Annotated in this window: 17 protein-coding genes and 1 tRNA gene; 9 read left to right on the forward strand and 9 right to left on the reverse strand. The window is 71.0% G+C overall.

From position 1 onward, the window contains the following. Positions 1-35: 35 nt before the first annotated feature. The 3 genes from JIG36_RS46630 to JIG36_RS46640 all read right to left on the reverse strand — a co-directional run bounded on the left by JIG36_RS46630 (position 36) and on the right by JIG36_RS46640 (position 3220). Entirely contained in the window at positions 36-986 is a 951-nt protein-coding gene (locus JIG36_RS46630; protein ID WP_203383350.1) for a beta-ketoacyl-ACP synthase III, read from the reverse strand. After that, positions 983-1927 (reverse strand): ACP S-malonyltransferase, encoded by a 945-nt coding sequence (locus tag JIG36_RS46635; protein WP_203383351.1) that lies wholly within the window; start codon positions 1925-1927, stop codon positions 983-985. Before JIG36_RS46635 ends, JIG36_RS46630 begins: the two co-directional genes overlap by 4 nt. 204 nt (positions 1928-2131) lie before the next feature. Next, the gene (locus tag JIG36_RS46640; protein ID WP_307873195.1) at positions 2132-3220 is read right to left on the reverse strand and encodes a PucR family transcriptional regulator; all 1089 of its coding nucleotides are present in this window, start codon (positions 3218-3220) and stop codon (positions 2132-2134) included. Between the two features lie 311 nt (positions 3221-3531). Here JIG36_RS46640 and JIG36_RS46645 point away from each other — a divergent pair, with 311 nt between their 5' ends. The 4 genes from JIG36_RS46645 (at position 3532) to JIG36_RS46660 (ending at position 5737) form a co-directional block, all read left to right on the forward strand. Further along, the gene (locus tag JIG36_RS46645; protein ID WP_203383353.1) at positions 3532-3771 is read left to right on the forward strand and encodes a hypothetical protein; all 240 of its coding nucleotides are present in this window, start codon (positions 3532-3534) and stop codon (positions 3769-3771) included. A 96-nt stretch (positions 3772-3867) separates the two neighbouring features. Beyond that, complete coding sequence (locus JIG36_RS46650; RefSeq protein ID WP_203383354.1) at positions 3868-4413, forward strand: TetR/AcrR family transcriptional regulator; 546 nt, start codon at positions 3868-3870, stop codon at positions 4411-4413. A 47-nt stretch (positions 4414-4460) separates the two neighbouring features. Beyond that, entirely contained in the window at positions 4461-4940 is a 480-nt protein-coding gene (locus tag JIG36_RS46655; RefSeq protein ID WP_203383355.1) for an RNA polymerase sigma factor, read from the forward strand. Continuing rightward, entirely contained in the window at positions 4937-5737 is an 801-nt protein-coding gene (locus JIG36_RS46660) for a hypothetical protein (RefSeq protein ID WP_203383356.1), read from the forward strand. Before JIG36_RS46655 ends, JIG36_RS46660 begins: the two co-directional genes overlap by 4 nt. A gap of 25 nt (positions 5738-5762) precedes the next feature. On the opposite strand, the gene JIG36_RS46665 is transcribed toward JIG36_RS46660, so the two are convergent. From JIG36_RS46665 to JIG36_RS46675, 3 genes are all read right to left on the reverse strand, one after another. Next, positions 5763-6431, reverse strand: a complete 669-nt coding sequence (locus JIG36_RS46665; RefSeq protein WP_236049714.1) for a hypothetical protein — start codon at positions 6429-6431, stop codon at positions 5763-5765. A 307-nt stretch (positions 6432-6738) separates the two neighbouring features. Beyond that, positions 6739-8145 (reverse strand): glutamate--tRNA ligase, encoded by a 1407-nt coding sequence (gene gltX / locus JIG36_RS46670; protein WP_203383357.1) that lies wholly within the window; start codon positions 8143-8145, stop codon positions 6739-6741. A 13-nt stretch (positions 8146-8158) separates the two neighbouring features. After that, positions 8159-9400 carry an MFS transporter gene (locus tag JIG36_RS46675; RefSeq protein ID WP_203383358.1) on the reverse strand — a complete coding sequence of 414 codons (1242 nt, stop codon included), beginning with the start codon at positions 9398-9400 and terminating at the stop codon, positions 8159-8161. Between the two features lie 210 nt (positions 9401-9610). Here JIG36_RS46675 and JIG36_RS46680 point away from each other — a divergent pair, with 210 nt between their 5' ends. Then, positions 9611-10147, forward strand: a complete 537-nt coding sequence (locus tag JIG36_RS46680; protein WP_203383359.1) for a dihydrofolate reductase family protein — start codon at positions 9611-9613, stop codon at positions 10145-10147. On the opposite strand, the gene JIG36_RS46685 is transcribed toward JIG36_RS46680, so the two are convergent. From JIG36_RS46685 to JIG36_RS46695, 3 genes are all read right to left on the reverse strand, one after another. Then, positions 10137-12251 carry a methyl-accepting chemotaxis protein gene (locus JIG36_RS46685; RefSeq protein ID WP_203383360.1) on the reverse strand — a complete coding sequence of 705 codons (2115 nt, stop codon included), beginning with the start codon at positions 12249-12251 and terminating at the stop codon, positions 10137-10139. The genes JIG36_RS46680 and JIG36_RS46685 overlap by 11 nt on opposite strands. 113 nt (positions 12252-12364) lie before the next feature. Continuing rightward, positions 12365-15103 carry a pyruvate dehydrogenase (acetyl-transferring), homodimeric type gene (aceE, locus tag JIG36_RS46690; RefSeq protein ID WP_203383361.1) on the reverse strand — a complete coding sequence of 913 codons (2739 nt, stop codon included), beginning with the start codon at positions 15101-15103 and terminating at the stop codon, positions 12365-12367. 158 nt (positions 15104-15261) lie between these two features. Continuing rightward, positions 15262-15666 carry a YjbQ family protein gene (locus JIG36_RS46695; RefSeq protein ID WP_203383362.1) on the reverse strand — a complete coding sequence of 135 codons (405 nt, stop codon included), beginning with the start codon at positions 15664-15666 and terminating at the stop codon, positions 15262-15264. A gap of 54 nt (positions 15667-15720) precedes the next feature. Here JIG36_RS46695 and JIG36_RS46700 point away from each other — a divergent pair, with 54 nt between their 5' ends. The 4 genes from JIG36_RS46700 to JIG36_RS46715 all read left to right on the forward strand — a co-directional run bounded on the left by JIG36_RS46700 (position 15721) and on the right by JIG36_RS46715 (position 19143). Further along, a complete protein-coding gene (locus tag JIG36_RS46700) occupies positions 15721-17991 on the forward strand; it encodes a thiamine pyrophosphate-dependent enzyme (RefSeq protein WP_203383363.1) in 2271 nt (756 codons plus the stop codon). Positions 17992-18089: 98 nt separating this feature from the next. Then, entirely contained in the window at positions 18090-18521 is a 432-nt protein-coding gene (locus JIG36_RS46705; RefSeq protein ID WP_203383364.1) for a DUF3052 domain-containing protein, read from the forward strand. Between the two features lie 64 nt (positions 18522-18585). Next, on the forward strand, positions 18586-19044 hold the full coding sequence (locus tag JIG36_RS46710; protein WP_203383365.1) for a peroxiredoxin: 459 nt from the start codon (positions 18586-18588) through the stop codon (positions 19042-19044). A gap of 27 nt (positions 19045-19071) precedes the next feature. After that, positions 19072-19143, forward strand: a tRNA-Val gene (locus JIG36_RS46715). Positions 19144-19269: the final 126 nt, after the last annotated feature.

A 19269-nucleotide genomic window follows, 5' to 3' on the forward strand; every position in this document is an offset into this window, starting at 1 on the left:
CTCAAATGGTGGGGACTGCTCCGGTTGATCAACGCTTACGGGCAGCGAATGACCTGGCCGGCGTAGGTGAGGCCGCCGCCGAAGCCGAACAGCAGGACGGGGGCGCCGGAGGCCACCTCGCCGCTCTCGATCAGCTTGGACAGGGCCAGCGGCACACTGGCCGCGGAGGTGTTGCCGGAGTGCACGATGTCCTTGGCCACGACGACCTCGGGGCCGAGGCCCAGGCGCTTGACGATGCCGTCGATGATGCGGGTGTTGGCCTGGTGCGGCACGAACGCGGCCAGCTCGGACGGCTTGATGCCGGCCTTCTCGCAGGTCTCGAGCGCGAACGGGGCGAGCGCGGTGGTGGCCCAGCGGAACACCGTCTGGCCGTCCTGCTCGATGTAGGGCTGCCAGCCCTCGATGCGCAGCGCGTCACCCTTGTCGGGCGCCGAGCCCCACAGCACCGGGCCGATGCCGGGCTGCTCGCCGTCGGCGACCCCGGTCACGATCGCGGCGCCCGCGCCGTCGCCGAAGAGCACGGCGGTGGTGCGGTTGGTCCAGTCGGTGACGTCCGACAGCTTCTCGGCGCCGATCACCAGGGCGTTGCGGGAGGCGCCGGCCCGGATCGCGTGGTCGGCGGTGCCGAGCGCGTAGGAGAAGCCGGAGCAGGCCGTGTTGAGGTCGTACGCCGCCGGGGCGTTGATGCCGAGGCGGGCCGCGACCCGGGTCGCCACGTTGGGGCAGCGGTCGATCGAGGAGCAGGTGGCCACGGTGACCAGGTCGATGTCGGCCGCGGTCAGGCCCGAGGCCGCGAGGGCCTTCTCGGCCGCGAAGGTCGCCATGTCGGCCACCGACTCGCTGTCGGCGACACGCCGCTCGGAGATGCCGACCCGGCTCTTGATCCACTCGTCGTTGGTGTCGATCGTCGCCGCGAGGTCGTCGTTGGTGACGATGCGCGAGGGCTGGTAATGCCCCATCGCGAGGATGCGGGTGCCGGCGGTCATCGTGTTGCTCCTTCGATCTGGTGCCCACTGTGCCGGGCGATGAGGTCGCGCGCGGCGGGCAGGTCGTCCGGCGTGTTCAGGGTGACGATCTCAGGGGCCCCTTCGCCCTTGAGCTCGCGCTTGACCAGCCCGGCCAGGGTGCCGGCGGGCGGGAGTTCGAGCACGCCGGTGACGCCGAGATCGGCCAGCGCGCGCATCACGAGATCCCAGCGGACGGGGGCAGTGACCTGACGGACCAGCCGCTCGACCATCTCGGCGCCCACGGTCACCGCGGTGCCGTCCAGGTCGGAGAGCAGCGTGCGGGCCGGGTCGGTGACGGTGACCCCGCCGGCGATCGCGGCCAGGGCGGTCTCGGCGGGCGCCATGTACGGCGTGTGGAACGCCCCCGCCACCTGCAACGCCCGGACACGGGCCTTGGCCGGCGGCTCGGCCTCCAGCTTGGCCAGCCCGTCGAGCGAGCCGGCGGCGACGATCTGGCCGGTGGCGTTCATGTTGGCCGGGTGCAGGCCGTTCTTCTCGATCGCGGCCAGAACCTCGTCGGCGTCTCCACCGAGCACGGCGCTCATGCCGGTCGGCTCGAGGGCACAGGCGGCGGCCATCTCGCGGCCCCGCACGCCGGCCAGCGCGATCGCGGCCTCGGCCGGGAAGACCCCGGCGATGGCGGTGGCGCCCAGTTCACCGACGCTGTGACCGGCCACGACGTCGACCCGGTCGAGCGGCAGCTCACCCGCGGCCAGCAGCGAGGCGGCGACCAGCAGCGGCTGCGTGCGGGCGGTGTCCTTGATCTCCTCGGCGTCGGCCCGGGTGCCGAGGTGCAGCAGGTCGACGCCGGCCAGCGCGGACCACCAGCGCAGCTTGGTCTCGGCGCCGGGCAGGTCGAGCCACGGGGTCAGGAAGCCGGGCTTCTGGGAGCCCTGGCCGGGGGAGAGTACGGCGAACACGTCTTCGACTCTTCCGGATCGGTGGGGGTAACGGGGCTGACGGCGTCTACCAAACCCTACGACGACCGTTGTGGGAACCCTACAAACGCCCCTGAGAATCGCCCGATTTTGTCGCGTTTTGATGGCGTCCGAAAAGCTGAATAAGCCCTCAGCCGCCGAGGTGAGCTACGTCGCAGGTCAAAGCCGTTTCCCGTACGGGGTTGGCTAGGCCGCCGGCTCGAGGCGGCCCACGGCCAGCGCGATCCGCAGGGCGAACGCGTCCCGCCCGTCCAGCGGCGACAACCCGGTCACCTCGGTGACGCGCTTGAGGCGGTAGCGGATCGTGTTCGGGTGCACGTAGAGCTCCCGCGCCGCGCTCTCCAGCACCCCACCGGTGGCGAAGAAGGCGTCCAGCGTCTCCAGCAGGCCGCTGCCGGCCCGGGCCAGAGCCCCGTACGCGTCGTGCCGCAGGGTCCGCCGCGCCTCCATGTCGCCCGCCAAGGCCCGTTCCGGCAGCAGGGCGTCGGCGGCCACCGGGTTGGGGGCGCCAGGCCAGGCGGGCGCCGCGCGGTAGCCGGCCAGCGCGGCCCGGGCCGACTCGGTGGCCTGGTCGAGCGACGGCACGGCCGGGCCGACCACGATCGGGCCCTCTCCGAAGCTCGCCGCGAGCGCGCCCGCCGTGGCCAGGGGGTCGGTCGCGCCGCCCATCACCACGACCAGCCGGTCGCCGTGCACCCCGCCGATCACCTCGATGCGGGCCCGGCGCGCGGCCCGGTAGACCGCGTGCAGCACCGCCGTGATGTCACCACCGGGGGAGCGGCCCACCACCACGGCCACCGGGGGCGCGTCGGCCCAGCCCAGGGCGGCCGCGCGACTGGCCAGCACGTCCGACGAGTCGCCGCGCAGCAGGGCGTCGACCAGCAGGGCCTGCAGCCGGGCGTCCCAGGCTCCGCGCGACTCGGCGGCGCGTGCGTAGACCCGGGCCGCCGAGAACGCGATCTCGCGCGAGAACTTGAGGATGGCCTGGAGCAGCGCCTCCTCCTCGCCCGGGGCGGCCAGCGCGGCGACCTCGGTCTCGGCCACGTCGATGGTCACCTTGATCAGCTGCACGGTCTGGGTCAGCGTGATCGACCGGGCCAGCGCGCGCGGGGCGGCCGCGAACACCTCGTCCGAGATCTCCTGGGTGGTGGCCGCGACCACGCCGCCCGAGCGCAGCCACTCGACCAGCGACCGCACGCCGGCCTGGGCCACGAGCATGACCTGGGAGCGCTGGTCGGCCGGCAGGGCCCGGAACCACGGCAGCGTCTCGTCCATGCGGACGACGGCCGAACTGGCCAGCCCGCCCGCGTACCGCTCGATCCGCCGCAACGTGGCGGCGGGCGGCGGTTTCGCGGCTCCGCGGGGTGGTTCGCTCTCAGGCACGCCCCCAGCGTGCCACGTCATCGGCGCGAGGGGTTTTGTACCAATTTGGGCTTATAGTCCGGAGTAGCGGTGCGCCCCTGCCGCGATTCCGGTCGGTGACCTGGCAGGGTGTCGTCCTAGCGTCGGCAGACTCGCGCCCTCCGGGGGTCAAACCGGGCCGTGAGCTGCCGATCATTGAGCGCGACAGGGTGAGGGGAGGCGAGATGACGGAACGGGAGATCGATCCCGCGCCGGTGGCGGACACGCCCGCCGGGGTGCTTCCGGTGATCGCCGGGCCGGTAGGCGACGAGCCGCCGGTCGACCAGGACGATCCCGGCTCGGGGCCGGGCCGGGTGGGCTGCCGCACCGACCTGCGGGGCTGGGCGGGCGCCCACCTGCACGGTGCGGTCCGCCCACGCCGCCGGGCCGCCGGCCGTGGCCGGCCACCGGGCCGCTGGTGCTGAGAGCGGCAGCGGTATCACTCACCCGACCGGGTGAGCAGGATGGTCTGGCCGGGCGCGTCCCGCGCGGGCGGGCGGCCGGGCCGGAACGGTGAACCGGTGGACGACAAGAGACGGCTGATCCTCGACCAGGCCCTGGCCCTGGTCGACGAGCGCGGCCTCGCCGCCATGTCGATGCGGGCGGTGGCCGAGCGGGTCGGGCTCACGTCGATGGCGCTCTACCCGTACGTGGGTGGCAAGGACGCCCTGCTCGACGGGCTGGTCGACCTGCTCACGCTGGAGCTCGGCGACGACGTCGGCGACGGGCGGACCGAGGACTGGCGGCACCGCCTGCGGGCGATCGGCCGGGCCGTACGGGGTCTGTCCGCGCGTCACCCGGGTGCCTTCCCGCTGCTGCTGACCCGGCCCGCGGCCGGCGCCTCCACCTCGTGGCTGACCGCCGCGCTGCGCGGGATCCTGCACGACGCCCGGCTCGGCGACGAGCACGTCCCGCGGATGGCCCGGATGATCCTGGCGTTCCTGCTGGGCCACGCGACCGGTGAGGTCACCGGCGTCACCGCGGTCGCCTCCACCAGCGACGCCGAGTTCGAGTCGGATCTGGAGGACCTCGTACGCCTCGTCGAGGTCGCCGTTCGAGTCGCGTGATGGCCGTTCCGCACCGGTAGACCCGGTTTCCCGCCTATAAAGGGCCTATGTCCGGCGAGAACGACACGGCCCTGCGCGAGTTCGTGACCAGCCGCCTGCCCCAGCTGCGCCGCACGGCCTTTCTCATGTGCGGCGACTGGGAGATGGCGACCGAGCTGACCCGCGCGACCCTGGCCCGCGTGGTGGCCGACAGCCGCCGCGGCGCGGTCGCCGACCCGGACGTCTTCGCCTACGCCGACCTGATGGAGGCCTGCCGCCGCCGCAACCGGCGCCGCGAGCACGTCTTCGTGGCCTCGGCCGGGGCGGCGGGCGTCGAGGCCGAGTCGATCCTGCTGCTGGACGCCCTGCACAAGCTCACGCCGCGCTGCCGGGCGGTGCTCGTGCTGCGTTACTGGGACGGCTTCGACACCGACGCCACGGGCGCGATGCTCGACCTGGACGACGAGCAGGTCTCGGCGTACGAGCGGGCCGGGCTCGCGGCCCTGGAGAAGCTGCTCGGCGAGTCCGAGGCAGCGATGGCCGGATGAGCGCGCCGCTGAGCCAGCTGCTCGAGCACGTGCTCGAGGGCGAGCCGCCGCTCGGCGACGAGGCCGAGGCGGTCATGCGCCGCGCCGATACCCTGCGCCGACGCCGTACGCAGGGAATTCTGGCTCTGGGGGCGGTGACCGCGGTAGTGATCGTCGCGCTCGGCTACGTGCTGACCTCGACGCTGCTGGCGCCGCGCCCGGCCACGGTCAAGGCGGTCCCGACCACGGCCGGCATCGTCGCCGCCACCCCTCCGCCGATCGCGAGCCAGGCCACCCCGGCGCCCCGCCCGACCGCCGCCGACAGCGTGCTCGACGTGATCGAGCCGCTGATCGAGGACCGGCAGCTGCGGGTGGTGGCCGGATCGGCCGAGCGGGGCGGTGGCTGGCGGCGGTACGAGATCGCCGACTCCGACGGGCGGCCCCGGGGCACGGTCGAGGTCGCGGTTTTCGACGTACGGAAGAAGTGGTGTTTCCCGGTGGAGGCGGACTCGGACAAGTGCGCCCGGCCCGACCGCGCCGACGGCCTCGAATTCGTCCGCTACGACGACGTGAGCGACCCCGACCGGCAGGTGCGTCAGACCATCGCCCAGCGGCTCGACGACGACCGTACGGTGGCGGTGATGGCAGCCGGGGAACGCGACGCCGGAGCCCAGCGGGGCAAGCCGGGACTCACCGGCGCCCAGGTCGAGCAGGTGGCGACCGACGAGCGGATCTTCGACGCGTTCGGCAAGAGGGAGAACTGCGAGGACGGCTGCCCCGACTTCCCGACCCCGGTCATCGACCAGGACGCCGACTAGACCCGGCGGCGGACCAGGACGCCGACTAGACCCGGCGGCGGATCAGGAACGCGATGCCGGCCAGGCCGACGAAGATGACGATCAGGACGGCGCCGTTGAGCAGGTAGAGCTGGCGCATCTGGCCGAACACCCCGTCGACGCCCGCGGCCTCGGTCTCGGGGTCGTCGAGGTCTTCACCCACGCCGCCGCCGATGCCGCCGCCGATGATGTCGGGCTTCGCCTCGAGCGGCACCCCGCTGACCCGCAGCGTCTCGGGCATGGTGAGCCGGCCGTAGAACCAGCCCTCGCTGCCCTTCTTGCCGTTCGGCTGCTTGGCCGTGCGGTGCGCCCGGGGGCCACCGACGGCCGACGGGAAGAGCTCGTAGCTCTGCAGGCCCGTCTTGCCGGACAACACGGTGACCGTGTATTTCGCGCCGAGCTTGTCGGCCGCGAGGGCGGCGGTCTGCGAGCGGGCCGAGGCCATCCAGTTGACCTCGCTGAGCAGGCTCGAGAAGAGCCGCTTGCTCTCGGCCTGGGTGATGACGATCTTCTCGTCGATGCCCTTGCCGGTGATCTGGATGATGTTCGGCTTCGGGGCCGGCTTGGGCGCGCCCTCCGCATAGGCGGCGGCGGGTGCGAGCCCGATCGCCGCCACGGCCGTAGCCGCGAGCACTCCGGTCGCCGCAACGAACCGCGTGATCGCTCCTCGAACCATCGTCCGGCCTCCCCGCCCCGTGGTGGACATGGCTTCGCGAGCCATCCGCCGCCCACGCGAACCGTGGAACGACCGAGGCCTTCAGCCTTCCCGAGCAGACGCCCGGGCGCATCTCGGGCCGCACGAATTGTTGCCATCCGCAGGATGACATCCGAGACGACGACGGCCGTTGATCAGTGGCGAGATAGTACCTAGTCGCCGCAACCCGGAAGGGGCCCGGTCACCCGCTCAGCGGATTTCACCACCGTTACGGCGGCGGGCGAATGGCCGACCGGACCCCAGATGCGGTAAAGAGGACAAATGCGGGTCAGAGGCGCGCCCGGGCCGCCCGCAGGCGGGCGAGCGTGCGCTCCTTGCCCAGCACCTCGATCGACTCGAACAGGGGGAGCCCGACCGAGCGGCCGGTCACCGCGACCCGTACGGGAGCCTGGGTCTTGCCGAGCTTGAGCTCGCGAGCCAGGCCCACCTCTTCCAGCGCGGCCTTCAGCGGCTCGGCCGACCACTCCGGCAGGGCCTCGAACGCGGCGGCGGTGGCGTCCAGGATGTCGGCCGCGCCCTCCTTCATCGCCTTGGCCCACGACGCCTCGTCGGTCGCGGGCTCGTCGAGGAAGAAGAAGTCGACGTAGTCCACGATCTCGGAGAGCACCGCGATGCGGGTCTGGGCGAGCGGCGCCACGGCCGTGAACACCTCGGCGTCGAACGCGGCCGGCGCCCACGGCGGGGCCGGGATCGTGTCGGTGCCGCTCAGCCACGGCGTGCAGAGCTGGATGAACTCCTCGACCGAGAGCGCGCGGATGTAGTCGCCGTTGAACGCGCGCAGCTTCTTGATGTCGAAGAACGCGGAGGCGTGGTTGACCTCCTCGAGGCGGTATTCGTCCTCGATGACCTGCCACGGCACGATCTCGCGGTCACCGCTGGGCGCCCAGCCGAGCAGCATCAGGTAGTTCTTCATCGTGGCGGCCAGGTAGCCCTCGTCGCGGTAGCTCTCCAGGGCCACCTTGTCGCGGCGCTTGGACAGCTTCTGCCGCTTCTCGTTGACGATGACCGGCACGTGGGCCCAGGTCGGCGGCGTGTGGCCCAGCGCCTCCCACAGCAGCTGCTGCTTGGGGGTGTTGGGCAGGTGCTCCTCGGCCCGGATGACCAGGTTGATCTCCATGGTCATGTCGTCGACGACGTTGGCCAGCAGGAACAGCGGCGAGCCGTCGCTGCGCGCGATGACGAAGTCTTCGATCAGCTTGTTCTCGAAGGTGGGCTTGCCGCGCACCAGGTCGACGACCACCGTCTCGCCCTCGTCGGGCGTGCGGAAGCGCAGCGCGCGGCCCTCGCCCGGCCCCAGGCCCCGGTCGCGGCAGAAGCCGTCGTAGCCGGTGTGCTGGTTGCCGGTGCGGGCGATGACGTCCTCACGCTTGCAGTCGCAGTAATACGCCTTGCCCTCGCCGTAGAGGCGGGTGGCGGCGGCGGTGTGGTCCTGCGCGTAGGAGGACTGGTAGTACGGACCCTCGTACGACCCGCGTTCGATCCCGATCCAGTCGAGCGCCGAGAGGATGCCCTCGGTCCACTCGGGACGGTTTCGGGCGGCGTCGGTGTCCTCGATCCGGAGCACGAAGACACCGTCGTGCTGCTTGGCATAGACCCAGTTCTGCAGCGCCGTGCGGGCGCCGCCGACGTGGAACATGCCGGTCGGGGAGGGGGCGAAGCGTACGCGAACAGTCACCCGCTCAGACTACCTAGGGAACAGAACGGATTTTCACCACGGCCACGGCCCCGACCAGACTGACCAGCGCGGTGAGCGCGAACAGCGTCGGGTAGCCGCCCAGGCTGGTCACGATCGGGGCGGCCAGCAGCGGGCCCAGCGCCTGCGGGGCGGCGCTGGCGATGTTGATGACGCCGAGGTCCTTGGCCCGGTCGGCCTCGTTGGGCAGCACCTGGGTGATCAGCGCGGTGTCGACGGCCAGGTAGACCCCGAACCCCATGCCGAACAGGAACGCCGCCACCAGGGAGATCGCCCAGGTGGGCCAGATCGCGAGCAGGGTGGCGGCGATCGCGATCAGCACACCCGACCAGATCACGAAGATCTTGCGCCGGCCGACGCGGTCGGAGAGCCAGCCGCCCACCATCGCCGTCGCGATCATGCCGACCGTGTAGAGCAGGATCATGTAGAGCAGGCCGGTGTCGGGGTCGTCCAGCCCGACCGCGTCGTCGAGGAAGTAGAGCAGGTAGAGCGTGCCCAGCGCGTTGCCCAGCTGCACCAGGAACCGGGTGCCCCAGGCCCACATGTAGTCGGGGTGGCCGCGCAGATCGATCTTCCAGTGCGCCCGCACCTTGTGGCCCGGCGGCAGCGGGTCGTCCTTGGTGAGCAGCGCGAACGGCACACCCAGCACGACCAGGCCGAGGCCGAGGGCGATGTAGCCGGGACCGATGTCGGTGAACACGGCCGTGACCAGGATGGCCCCGATGACCAGGCCGAGCGCCTGCGGCATGCCGATCCAGCCCGAGACCAGCCCGCGCTGGGCCACCGGCACCCGGTCGGGCACCGCGGCGGTCAGCGAGGCGAGCATGATGTTGATCCCGACCGTGACGAAGCACCAGGCCACGATCACCGTGAGCAGGTTGGTCGCCTCGGCCAGCACCGCGATCGACAGCACCGAGAGGGCGCAGCCGGCCAGCGTCCAGATGTGCCGGCGGCCGTACGGGCGTCCGAAGAGCTTGATTCTCGTACGGTCGGAGAGCGCCCCCGCCAGCGGATTGACCACGATGGCGACGATCGCGCCGATCCCGGTGACGATGCCCAGCCACAGCTCTTTGCTGTCCGGCGTGATCTCGGCGACCTGTTCGGGCAGCAGCACCTGGATGGGCGTGAAGTACGCCATCCACAGGCCCAGGTTGGCCGCGAACAGCAACCCGATCCACGAGCGTCGAACGGGCTCGACGGGTGTGGCGAGGACGGGGACTCCGTGAGCGACGGCCATCCGGCCTCCTCGTGGGGCGCATTTTCCTCGGAGATTAGAGGATCACCGATCTTCCGGGAAGGCCCCATTGCCACCCACGCGGGCAGCTTACGGAAATCTCGCACCACCGGTCCATACTCCGGAACGCATTCGAACGAACACTTAACGTGCGTGACCGCACTGTCATCGGCGGTCCGCTACGGTCGGCCTGTCCTTCGAAAAGGAGTGATCATGGGCAGGATCGTGGCAGTGGAATACGTGACGCTCGACGGTGTCTTCGAGGAGCCGTCCTGGAGCGGGCCCTATTTCAACGACGAGCTCGGCAACTGGCAGGCCGGCAACCTGAGGGAGGCCGACGCCCTGCTGCTCGGCCGCAAGACGTACGAGGGCTTCAAGGCGGCCTGGCCGCAGATGGAGTCCGAGACCGGCTTCTTCGGCGAGAAGATGAACTCGATGCCCAAACACGTCGCCACCACCACGCTCACCCGGCCCGAATGGAACGCGACTTTCCTGCGGGGCGAGGTCGTCGACGCCGTGCGCGAGCTCAAGGAGGGTTCGCCGAGCCTGCTCATCAACGGCAGCGCCGACCTGGTCAACCACCTCACGCGGCACAACCTGATCGACGAGTACCGCATCATGGTCTACCCCGTGGTGCAGGGCGAGGGCCGCCGGCTGTGGGCCGAGGGCACCAAGATCGCGCTGACCCTCACCGGCTCGTGGCAGACCAAGACCGGCGTCGACGTGGTGACCTACGTGCCTACACCGTGAACCGGTTGACCAGACCGGTCAGTCGCCGGGCGGTGGCGTTGAGCTCGTCCGCGGCCTGGTGCGACACCGTGACCGAGGCCCGGGTGCCCTCCACGGCGCCGCTGACCACGCCGATGCCCTCGGCGATGTCCCGGCTGCCCGAGGCCACCTCGGCGATGTTGCGGGCCATCTCGGCGGTCGTCGCGGCCTGTTCCTCGACCGCCGCCGCGATCGCCGTCTGATAGTCGTTGACCTGCGCGATCCGGGCCGTGATGGCCTCGATGGCGTCGACCGCCCGGGTGGTGTCGCCCTCGATCGCGGCCACCCGCGCGGTCACGTCCTCGGTGGCCCGCGCGGTCTCCTGGGCCAGCTCCTTGACCTCGTTGGCGACCACGGCGAAGCCCTTGCCGGTCTCGCCGGCCCGGGCCGCCTCGATGGTCGCGTTCAGCGCCAGCAGGTTGGTCTGCTCGGCGATGCTGGCGATCAGCCGCACCACGTCCGCGATCTTGGTGGTGGAGTCGCGCAGCTCCCCGATCACTCCCGCCGCGGCCGCGGTCAGGCCCACGCCGTCCCGGCCGGCCTCCGCCGCGTCCTGCGCGTTGCTCGAGATCTCGCGGATCGAGGCGCCCATCTCGTCGGCGCCCGCCGCCACCGTCTGCACCACGGTCGAGACGCTCTCGGCGGCGTGGTTGACCGTTCCGGCCCGGCCCGCCGCGGCCTCGGCCGAACCGGCCAGCTCGCCACCGGTCGCCGCCACCTGCCCCGCGGTCGAGGTCACGTCGTGCGAGGCGCTGGTCACCTCGACCATCACCGCCCGCAGCTCGGCTGCCGCGCTGTTGAGCTCGGCCCCCGCGACGGCGATCTCATCCGCGCCCTCCACCGGCACGGTCACCGTCAGGTCGCGATGGGCCAGACGCGACAGTCCGCCGGTCAGCCGTCGGAGCCGGCTCGAGATGCGCCGGGCGAACACGGCCGCGACCGCGCCACCGATCAGGGCCAGCAGCACAGCGGCCACACCGAAGATCACCAGCATCTCCTGGCGGCCGTCCCGCACGGCCGTGACGGGCCCGGCGGCGTCGGCGTCGTAGCCGCCGATCGCGATCGCCCACTGATAGGGCGCGTAGTAGGTGACCGAGGTCGTGGTGGGCCCGGCCGGCGCCCCGGCCGAACCGGGCAGCTGGTAGGTCGTCCGCCAGACCTCGCCGTCGGTCAGGCCCGGCGCCCGGGTGACGATCTCCTCGACGTACTTACGGCCGGTCGCATCGGTCGCGCTGAGGTCCACGCCCTCGGCGCCGCCCTCGATGGTGGTGGCGACGATCCGGCCCGCGTCCGCCGGCGCGGTGCTCACGACGGCCACCCAGCCGTTGCGGCCCACCTCGCCCGCCGCCACGGCCTCGGTCAGGTCGGTGAGAGCCCCGGCCTGCGGCACACCGGCGAACAGCGAGCCGATGACGGCGCCCGAGGCGTTCCTGATGGGCGCGTAGGTCGTGATGTACGGGGTTCCGACGACCAGGGCGACACCGCGGTAGGTCTTGCCGGCCTTGATCGCGGCGGCCACCGGGTTGGGCTTGCCGTCGGCGCCCACCGCGGGGATGTACGTGCCGATCGCCCGGCGGCCGGTCGCCGCCTTGACGGTCGTACCCACCCGCAACAGGTCGCCCGCCGCGTTCATCCGCTGGAACACGGTGATCGCGCCGCCGGCCACCGCCTGAGCGTCGTCGACGTACGGCGTACGCCGCTGGAGGTCGGTGTTCTGCCCGAGCCAGTCGCCGCCGATCGTCATGCGGGGCAGCGTCACCGAGGTCTTGGCCTGGGTCACCTGGTTGGTGGCGGTCCATCTCGCCGTCCCGCCGGTCAGCCGGACGCCCCCGCGCTGCTTCAGCAGGCCGGCCGCGGCGTCGAGGCGGGCGTCGACGCCGTCCTGCACCACGTCGCCGACCGAGCGGACCAGCGTGGTCATGTTGCTGGTGAGGCGGTCGAGCGTCCGGGTGTTCTGGGCGATCACCTCGCGCTCGGTGTTGTCGGCGAAGTTGCCGCTCTCCCAGGCGCCCACGCCGACCAGGACGGCGGCCGTGACGATCACCCCGCTGAGCCCGAGGGCCAGGAGCTTGTGACTGATCTGCATGCCGCGGAGATTTCGTCCCACCCAGCCCCTATCGGCACGCTCCGGCCGGGGCTGAGACGACAAACGCCGGACCCACCCCGTACGGGCGGATCCGGCGCTTTGTCTGATCTTGTCTAGCTGTCGCCGCCGGTCTCCCCGACCGGAGCCGCGTTGACGTCGTCGATCGCGTACTTCTTGGCCGCCTCGGCCGGCACGTGCGACGGCACCTTGCCGCGCAGCGCGAGCTGGCGCAGCGTGGCCACGACGACCGACTCGGCGTCGACGTGGAAGTGGCGCCGCAGGGCGTGCCGGGTGTCGCTCATGCCGAAGCCGTCGGTGCCCAGCGACGTGTAGTCGTTCGGCACCCAGCGTGAGATCAGGTCGGGCACGGCCCGCATGAAGTCGCTGACCGCGATGACCGGGCCCTCGGTGCCCTCCAGCTTCTGCTGGATGTAGGGCTTGCGGGGCTGGTCACCGACGTGGAGCAGGTTGTGCTCCTCGGCCTCGACCGCGTCGCGGCGCAGCTCGGTCCACGAGGTGACCGACCAGACGTCGGCGCCGACACCCCAGTCCTGGGCGAGCAGCGTCTGCGCCTTCAGGGCCCAGGCCATGCCGGTTCCGGAGGCCAGCAGCTGCGCCTTCGCGCCGTTCGTCTCGGGCGCCGCGGCGTACCGGTAGATGCCCTTGAGCAGGCCCTCCCGGTCGACGTTCTCGGGCTCGGCGGGCTGCACGGCCGGCTCGTTGTAGACGGTGAGGTAGTAGAAGATGTTCTCCTGCTTCTCGCCGTACATGCGGTGCAGGCCGTCCTCGACGATGTGCGCGATCTCGAACGCGAACGCCGGGTCGTAGGCCACCACGGCCGGGTTGGTCGCCGCGATCAGCAGCGAGTGGCCGTCCTCGTGCTGCAGGCCCTCACCGTTGAGCGTGGTGCGCCCGGCGGTGGCCCCGAGCAGGAAGCCGCGGGTCATCTGGTCGGCCGCCGCCCACAGCTCGTCGGCCGTGCGCTGGAACCCGAACATCGAATAGAAGATGTAGAGCGGGATCATCGGCTCGTCGTGCGTGGCGTACGACGTGCCGGCGGCGATGAAGCTCGCGGTCGACCCGGCCTCGTTGATCCCCTCGTGCAGGATCTGGCCGTTGGTCGCCTCCTTGTACGACAGGAAGAGCTCGCGGTCGACCGACGTGTAGGTCTGGCCGTGCGGCGAGTAGATCTTCTTGGTCGGGAAGAGCGAGTCCATGCCGAACGTGCGGGCCTCGTCGGGGATGATCGGGACCCAGCGGGCGCCGAACTCCTTGTCCTTCATGAGGTCCTTGAGCAGGCGGACGAACGCCATCGTGGTGGCGATCTTCTGCTTGCCGCTGCCCCGCTTGATGTCGCCGAACTGCTTCGACTCGGGGATTTTGAGCGCCTTGGCCTTGGTGCGCCGGGTCGGGATGGACCCGCCCAGCTCCCGGCGGCGCTCGAGCATGTACTGCATCTCGTCGGACTTCTCACCGGGGTGGAAGTACGGCGGGAGGTACGGGTTGTCCTCGAGCTGCTTGTCGCTGATGTCGAGGTAGAGCCGGTCGCGGAAGCCCTTGAGGTCGTCCAGCGTCAGCTTCTTCATCTGGTGGGTGGCGTTGCGGGCCTCGAAGTGCGAGCCCAGCGTCCAGCCCTTGATGGTCTTGGCCAGGATCACGGTCGGCTGGCCGGTGTGCTCGGTGGCCGACTTGTAGGCCGCGTAGAGCTTCTTGTAGTCGTGGCCGCCGCGCTTGAGGTTCCAGACCTCGTCGTCGCTCATGCCCTCGACCAGCTTGCGGGTGCGCGGGTCGCGGCCGAAGAAGTTCTCGCGGACGTACGCCCCGGACTCGCCCTTGTAGGTCTGGTAGTCGCCGTCGGGCGTCACGTTCATCAGGTTGACCAGCGCGCCGTCGGTGTCGGCGGCGAGCAGCGGGTCCCACTCCCGGCCCCAGACGACCTTGATGACGTTCCAGCCGGCGCCCCGGAAGAAGGCCTCGAGCTCCTGGATGACCTTGCCGTTTCCGCGTACGGGTCCGTCCAGGCGCTGCAGGTTGCAGTTGATCACGAACGTGAGGTTGTCGAGCTCCTCGCGGGCGGCCAGGCCGATCGCGCCGAGCGACTCGACCTCGTCCATCTCGCCGTCGCCCAGGAACGCCCAGACGTGCTGCTGGCTGGTGTCCTTGATGCCGCGGTTGTGCAGGTAGCGGTTGTAGCGGGCCTGGTAGATCGCGTTCAGCGGGCCGAGACCCATGCTGACCGTCGGGAACTCCCAGAAGTTCGGCATCAGACGCGGGTGCGGGTAGGACGGGAGGCCGCCACCCGGGTGCGACAGCTCCTGCCGGAAGCCGTCGAGGTCGTTCTCGCTGAGCCGGCCCTCGAGGTAGGCCCGGGCGTACATGCCGGGGGAGGCGTGGCCCTGGTAGAAGATGTGGTCGCCGCCGCCCGGGTGGTCCTTGCCCCGGAAGAAGTGGTTCATGCCGACCTCGTAGAGGCTGGCGCTCGACGCGTACGTCGAGATGTGGCCGCCCACGCCGATCTCGGGGCGCTGCGCGCGGTGCACCAGCATCGCGGCGTTCCAGCGGATGTACGCCCGGATCCGGCGCTCCACGAACTCGTCGCCGGGGAACCAGGGTTCCTGCTCGGGCGGGATCGTGTTGATGTAGTCCGTGGAGGTCAGGGGCGGGACGCCGACCTGTCGCTCCCGGGCCCGCTCGAGCAGGCGCAACATAACGTAACGGGCTCTCTTGGCGCCGCGTTCGTCGATGACTCCGTCGAGCGACTCGACCCACTCATTGGTTTCTTCGGGGTCGATGTCCGGAAGCTGGCTCGGCAGGCCGTCGCTGATCACCGGGCGCTTGCGCTCCGTGGCCACAGGCATTCCTCTTGGTCGGGTGTCGGAACCGGGCGGCCCATTGTGTGAGTCGCTCGGGTATAGCTCCATCCTGCCCCTTCGCCGTGCGCATCGTCACGCCTACCGTACGGGTACGCGATCCGCGACACACGTACTGACCAGTAACTTCATGTTTCCGGTCATCCGGGCAGGAAGCTGAACCTTACTTGGCGTTCCGGGTTGTCACCGTTGGTGTCCACCAGGCAGATCGACTGCCAGGTGCCGAGGGCGATCCGGCCGCCGATCACGGGCAGGGACGCGTACGGGGGAATCCAGGCCGGCAGCACATGGTCGCGCCCGTGCCCCGTCGAGCCGTGTCGATGCCGCCACCGGTCCTCGGCCGGCAGGAGCTGGTCGATCGCGGCCAGCAGGTCGTCGTCCGAGCCGGCGCCCGTCTCCAGGATCGCCAGACCGGCCGTCGCGTGCGGCACGAACACGTGCAGCAGCCCGTCCCCTTCGGACTCCACGAACCGCTCCGCCTCGCGCGTGATGTCCCGCACCACGGGACGCGAGCCGGTCCGGACCGTGATCACTTCGGTACGCATGGGCCGAGTCTGCCAGCCCCGCCGCAGCTCCCGGCGGGTGGGCGAGTTTCCGGCATGGCGAGGCTCGCTCATGTCGGTAATGCTGGTCTGGTGACCACCCCGCAGAACCTCGACGAGCGCTTCAGGGACGCTGTGTCGTCGCTGCCACTCCCGGAGGCCCGCCGCGCTCCCGGCGACGCCGTCCGCGACGGCTCCACCCTCACCGGCGCCCGCGCCCTCGAGCTGTTCGACGCCCAACTGGCCAGCCGCCACCTCGACCTCGCCGCGCGCTGGCTGCGCAGCTTCAACGAGGGCTTCTACACGATCGGATCCTCCGGCCACGAGGGCAACGCGGCCGTGGCCGCCGCGCTGCTGCCCACCGACCCGGCCCTGCTGCACTACCGCTCGGCCGCCTTCTTCAGCGCCCGGGCCAAGAGCCTGCCCGACGCCGCCCGCGACGTGCTGCGCGGCGTGGTCGCCTCGGCCCGCGAACCCATCGCCGGCGGCCGGCACAAGGTCTTCGGCAGCGCCGACCTCAACATCGTCCCGACCACCTCCACCGTGGCGTCCCACCTGCCCCGGGCGGTCGGGCTGGCCTTCTCGATCGAGCGCCCGCGCTCCGACAGCCGGTGGCCGCGCGACGCCATCGCCATGGCCTCCTTCGGCGACGCCTCGGCCAACCACGCCGCGGCCACGGCCGCGCTCAACTCGGCCGGGTGGTTCGAACACTCCGGCGTACGGCTGCCTCTGCTGTTGATCTGTGAGGACAACGGGCTCGGGATCAGCGTGCCCACGCCCGACGGCTGGCTGGCGGCCATGCTGGAGTCCCGGCCCGGCCTGCGTTACACCTCGGCCGACGGCTGCGACCTGGCCGCCACCTACGACGCCGCGACCGAGGCCGCCGGCTACGTGCGCCGCGAGCGCCGGCCGGCCGTGCTCCACCTGTCGACCGTGCGCCTGATGGGACACGCCGGGGCCGACGCCGAGGTGGCCTACCGCACGGCCGACGAGATCGCCCGTGACCTGGCCCGCGACCCGCTGGTCGGCACGGCCCGCCTGCTCGTCGAGGCCGGGCTGCTGGGACCGGAAGAGGTGATCGGGCGCTACGACGAGGTCGGCTGGCAGGTGCGCAAGGTCGCCGAGGAGGTGCTCGGCGAGCCCAAACTGGCCAACGTGGCCGAGGTGGTGGCGCCGCTCGCCCCGCGCCGCCCGCTGCGCGCCGCCCACCGCATCACCGAGGTCGCCACCCGCGCCCTCGGCCCCGGCGCGGCCGCCCGCTCCCGCGCGTTCGGCGGCAAGCTGCCCGAACAGTCCGGGCCGCTCACCCTCGCCCAGACCATCAACGCGACCCTCACCGACGCGCTGGCCTACGACCCGGGCGTGCTCGTCTTCGGCGAGGACGTGGGGCGCAAGGGCGGCGTCTACGGCGTCACCAAGCACCTGCAGGAGAGGTTCGGCGACGAGCGGGTCTTCGACACGCTGCTCGACGAGACGACGATCCTCGGGCTGGCGCTCGGCGCCGGGCTCGACGGGCTGCTCCCGGTCCCCGAGATCCAATACCTGGCCTACCTGCACAACGCCGAGGACCAGCTGCGCGGCGAGGCGGCCACCATGTCGTTCTTCTCCTCCGGGGCATACAAGAACCCGATGGTCGTCCGGGTCGCCGGGCTCGCCTACCAGCAGGCGTTCGGCGGCCACTTCCACAACGACAACTCGGTGGCCGTGCTGCGCGACATCCCCGGCCTGGTCCTGGCCGTCCCCAGCCGGCCCAGCGACGCCGCCCCCATGCTGCGGTCCTGCCTGGCCTCGGCCGCCTCCGACGGCAGCGTCTGCGTCTTCCTCGAGCCGATCGCGCTCTACCACACCCGTGACCTGCACCAGCAGGGCGACAACGAGTGGCTGGCGCCCTACTCGGGTCCCGGCGCGTGGACCACCGAGCACGTTCCGATCGGCCGCGCCCGCACCTATCCGCTCGGCAACGCCCAGGACCTGACGATCATCACGTACGGCAACGGGCTCCGGATGTCGCTGCGGGTTGCCGCCCAGCTCGCCGAGCAGGGGTACGGTTCCCGCGTGGTGGACCTCCGCTGGTTGAATCCGCTTCCGGTCAACGATCTGGTGCGCGAAGCCGCCGCGACCGGCCGGGTGCTGATCGTCGACGAGACCCGGCGCTCCGGCGGCGTCGGCGAAGGGGTGCTCGCGGCCCTGGTCGACGGCGGTTTTGTGGGCGCGGCCAGGCGGATCGCCTCGGCGGATTCACTGATTCCGCTGGGTCCGGCCGCACAGCATGTGCTGGTGGGAGAAGATGCCATCACACAGGGTGCCCACGCCCTGCTGGCGCGGTAAATTGCCACACACTCGGTGCGCCACTTGCGCCGAGAGCCCGGAGTGTGTGGACTACCCCCAGGTTTTCCCTTGAATCGACTGCTAGGAGGACTTAGACAGTGAGCGCGACCGCTGGTCAGGCCGACGGCGTACGCAGCCTGGCGGACCGGTTCGGCTTCGAGCCGAACATGGTGGTCATGGAGATGGGCTACGACGACGATGTCGACGAAGACCTCCGTGACGCCCTGACCGAACGCGTCGGCGAGATGGTCGACGAAGACACCGACGAGGTCGTCGATGCGGTGCTGTTGTGGTACCGCGACGGCGACGGTGATCTGTTCGAGCTGCTCACCGACGCCCTGGGCCCCCTCGCCGACAACGGCATGGTGTGGCTGTTGACCCCGAAGGCCGGCCGCGACGGACACGTCGAGCCGAGCGAGATCAGCGAATCGGCCCCCACCGCGGGCCTGCAGCAGACCTCGACGGTCAACGCGGGCAAGGACTGGACCGGAGCCCGGCTGGTTTCCCCCAGGGGCAACAAGAAGAAGTAGCTCGCTGCGTCACCCAGGCCCGGCCGGCGTCCCACGGGGAGCCGGTCCGGTTAGGGTTGTCCGCATGACGGTCCCCGTCGGAGCCGAAGCGCCCGAGTTCTCCCTGAAAGACCAGAACAACCAGGACGTACGCCTGGCCGACTTCCACGGCCGAAAAGCGGTCCTGCTGGTCTTCTACCCCTTCACGTTCACCGGCACCTGCCAGGGCGAGCTGACCGAGATCCGGGACAACCTGCCCGACTATCAGAACGACGACGTGCAGGTGCTGGCGGTCAGCGTCGACTCCGTCTACGCCCACAAGGTGTGGGCGGTGCAGGAAGGCTTCGACTTCCCGCTGCTGGCCGACTTCTGGCCGCACGGGGAGGTCGCCCAGGCCTACGGCGTCTTCAACGACGGGGGCGGCATGGCCAACCGCGGCACGTTCCTCATCGACCGCGACGGCATCGTCCGCTTCGCCGAAATGACCGGGCCCGGCGAGGCCCGCGACCAGAAGGCCTGGCGGGCGGCCCTGGCCGACCTTTAGGTACGATGTCGTCTCCGGTTCAACACCGGGCGCGTAGCTCAGTGGGAGAGCACTCGCCTTACAAGCGAGGGGTCGTAGGTTCGAAACCTACCGCGCCCACGATGTGATGTCTCAGGACATCGGAATAGCCTGAACCTGCGTTTCGCAGGTTCAGGCTTTTTGTTTGGTGGGTGTGGGTCCGGGTGGGCGTCCGGTGGGCTGGTAGTCGCGTCGGGGGTCGATGGT

It is taken from the genome of Paractinoplanes ovalisporus (assembly GCF_016834655.1).
Lineage (GTDB): Bacteria > Actinomycetota > Actinomycetes > Mycobacteriales > Micromonosporaceae > Actinoplanes > Actinoplanes ovalisporus.

What these genes read in the sequence shown, in the direction of transcription:
- JIG36_RS46630 (WP_203383350.1), bottom strand. Translation starts at nt 986, where the DNA reads ATGACCGCCGGCACCCGCATCCTCGCGATGGGGCATTACCAGCCCTCG.
- JIG36_RS46640 (WP_307873195.1), bottom strand. Translation starts at nt 3,220, where the DNA reads ATGGACGAGACGCTGCCGTGGTTCCGGGCCCTGCCGGCCGACCAGCGC.
- JIG36_RS46645 (WP_203383353.1), top strand. Translation starts at nt 3,532, where the DNA reads ATGACGGAACGGGAGATCGATCCCGCGCCGGTGGCGGACACGCCCGCC.
- JIG36_RS46655 (WP_203383355.1), top strand. Translation starts at nt 4,461, where the DNA reads ATGTCCGGCGAGAACGACACGGCCCTGCGCGAGTTCGTGACCAGCCGC.
- JIG36_RS46660 (WP_203383356.1), top strand. Translation starts at nt 4,937, where the DNA reads ATGAGCGCGCCGCTGAGCCAGCTGCTCGAGCACGTGCTCGAGGGCGAG.
- JIG36_RS46665 (WP_236049714.1), bottom strand. Translation starts at nt 6,431, where the DNA reads ATGGTTCGAGGAGCGATCACGCGGTTCGTTGCGGCGACCGGAGTGCTC.
- JIG36_RS46675 (WP_203383358.1), bottom strand. Translation starts at nt 9,400, where the DNA reads ATGGCCGTCGCTCACGGAGTCCCCGTCCTCGCCACACCCGTCGAGCCC.
- JIG36_RS46680 (WP_203383359.1), top strand. Translation starts at nt 9,611, where the DNA reads ATGGGCAGGATCGTGGCAGTGGAATACGTGACGCTCGACGGTGTCTTC.
- JIG36_RS46685 (WP_203383360.1), bottom strand. Translation starts at nt 12,251, where the DNA reads ATGCAGATCAGTCACAAGCTCCTGGCCCTCGGGCTCAGCGGGGTGATC.
- JIG36_RS46695 (WP_203383362.1), bottom strand. Translation starts at nt 15,666, where the DNA reads ATGCGTACCGAAGTGATCACGGTCCGGACCGGCTCGCGTCCCGTGGTG.
- JIG36_RS46700 (WP_203383363.1), top strand. Translation starts at nt 15,721, where the DNA reads ATGGCGAGGCTCGCTCATGTCGGTAATGCTGGTCTGGTGACCACCCCG.
- JIG36_RS46710 (WP_203383365.1), top strand. Translation starts at nt 18,586, where the DNA reads ATGACGGTCCCCGTCGGAGCCGAAGCGCCCGAGTTCTCCCTGAAAGAC.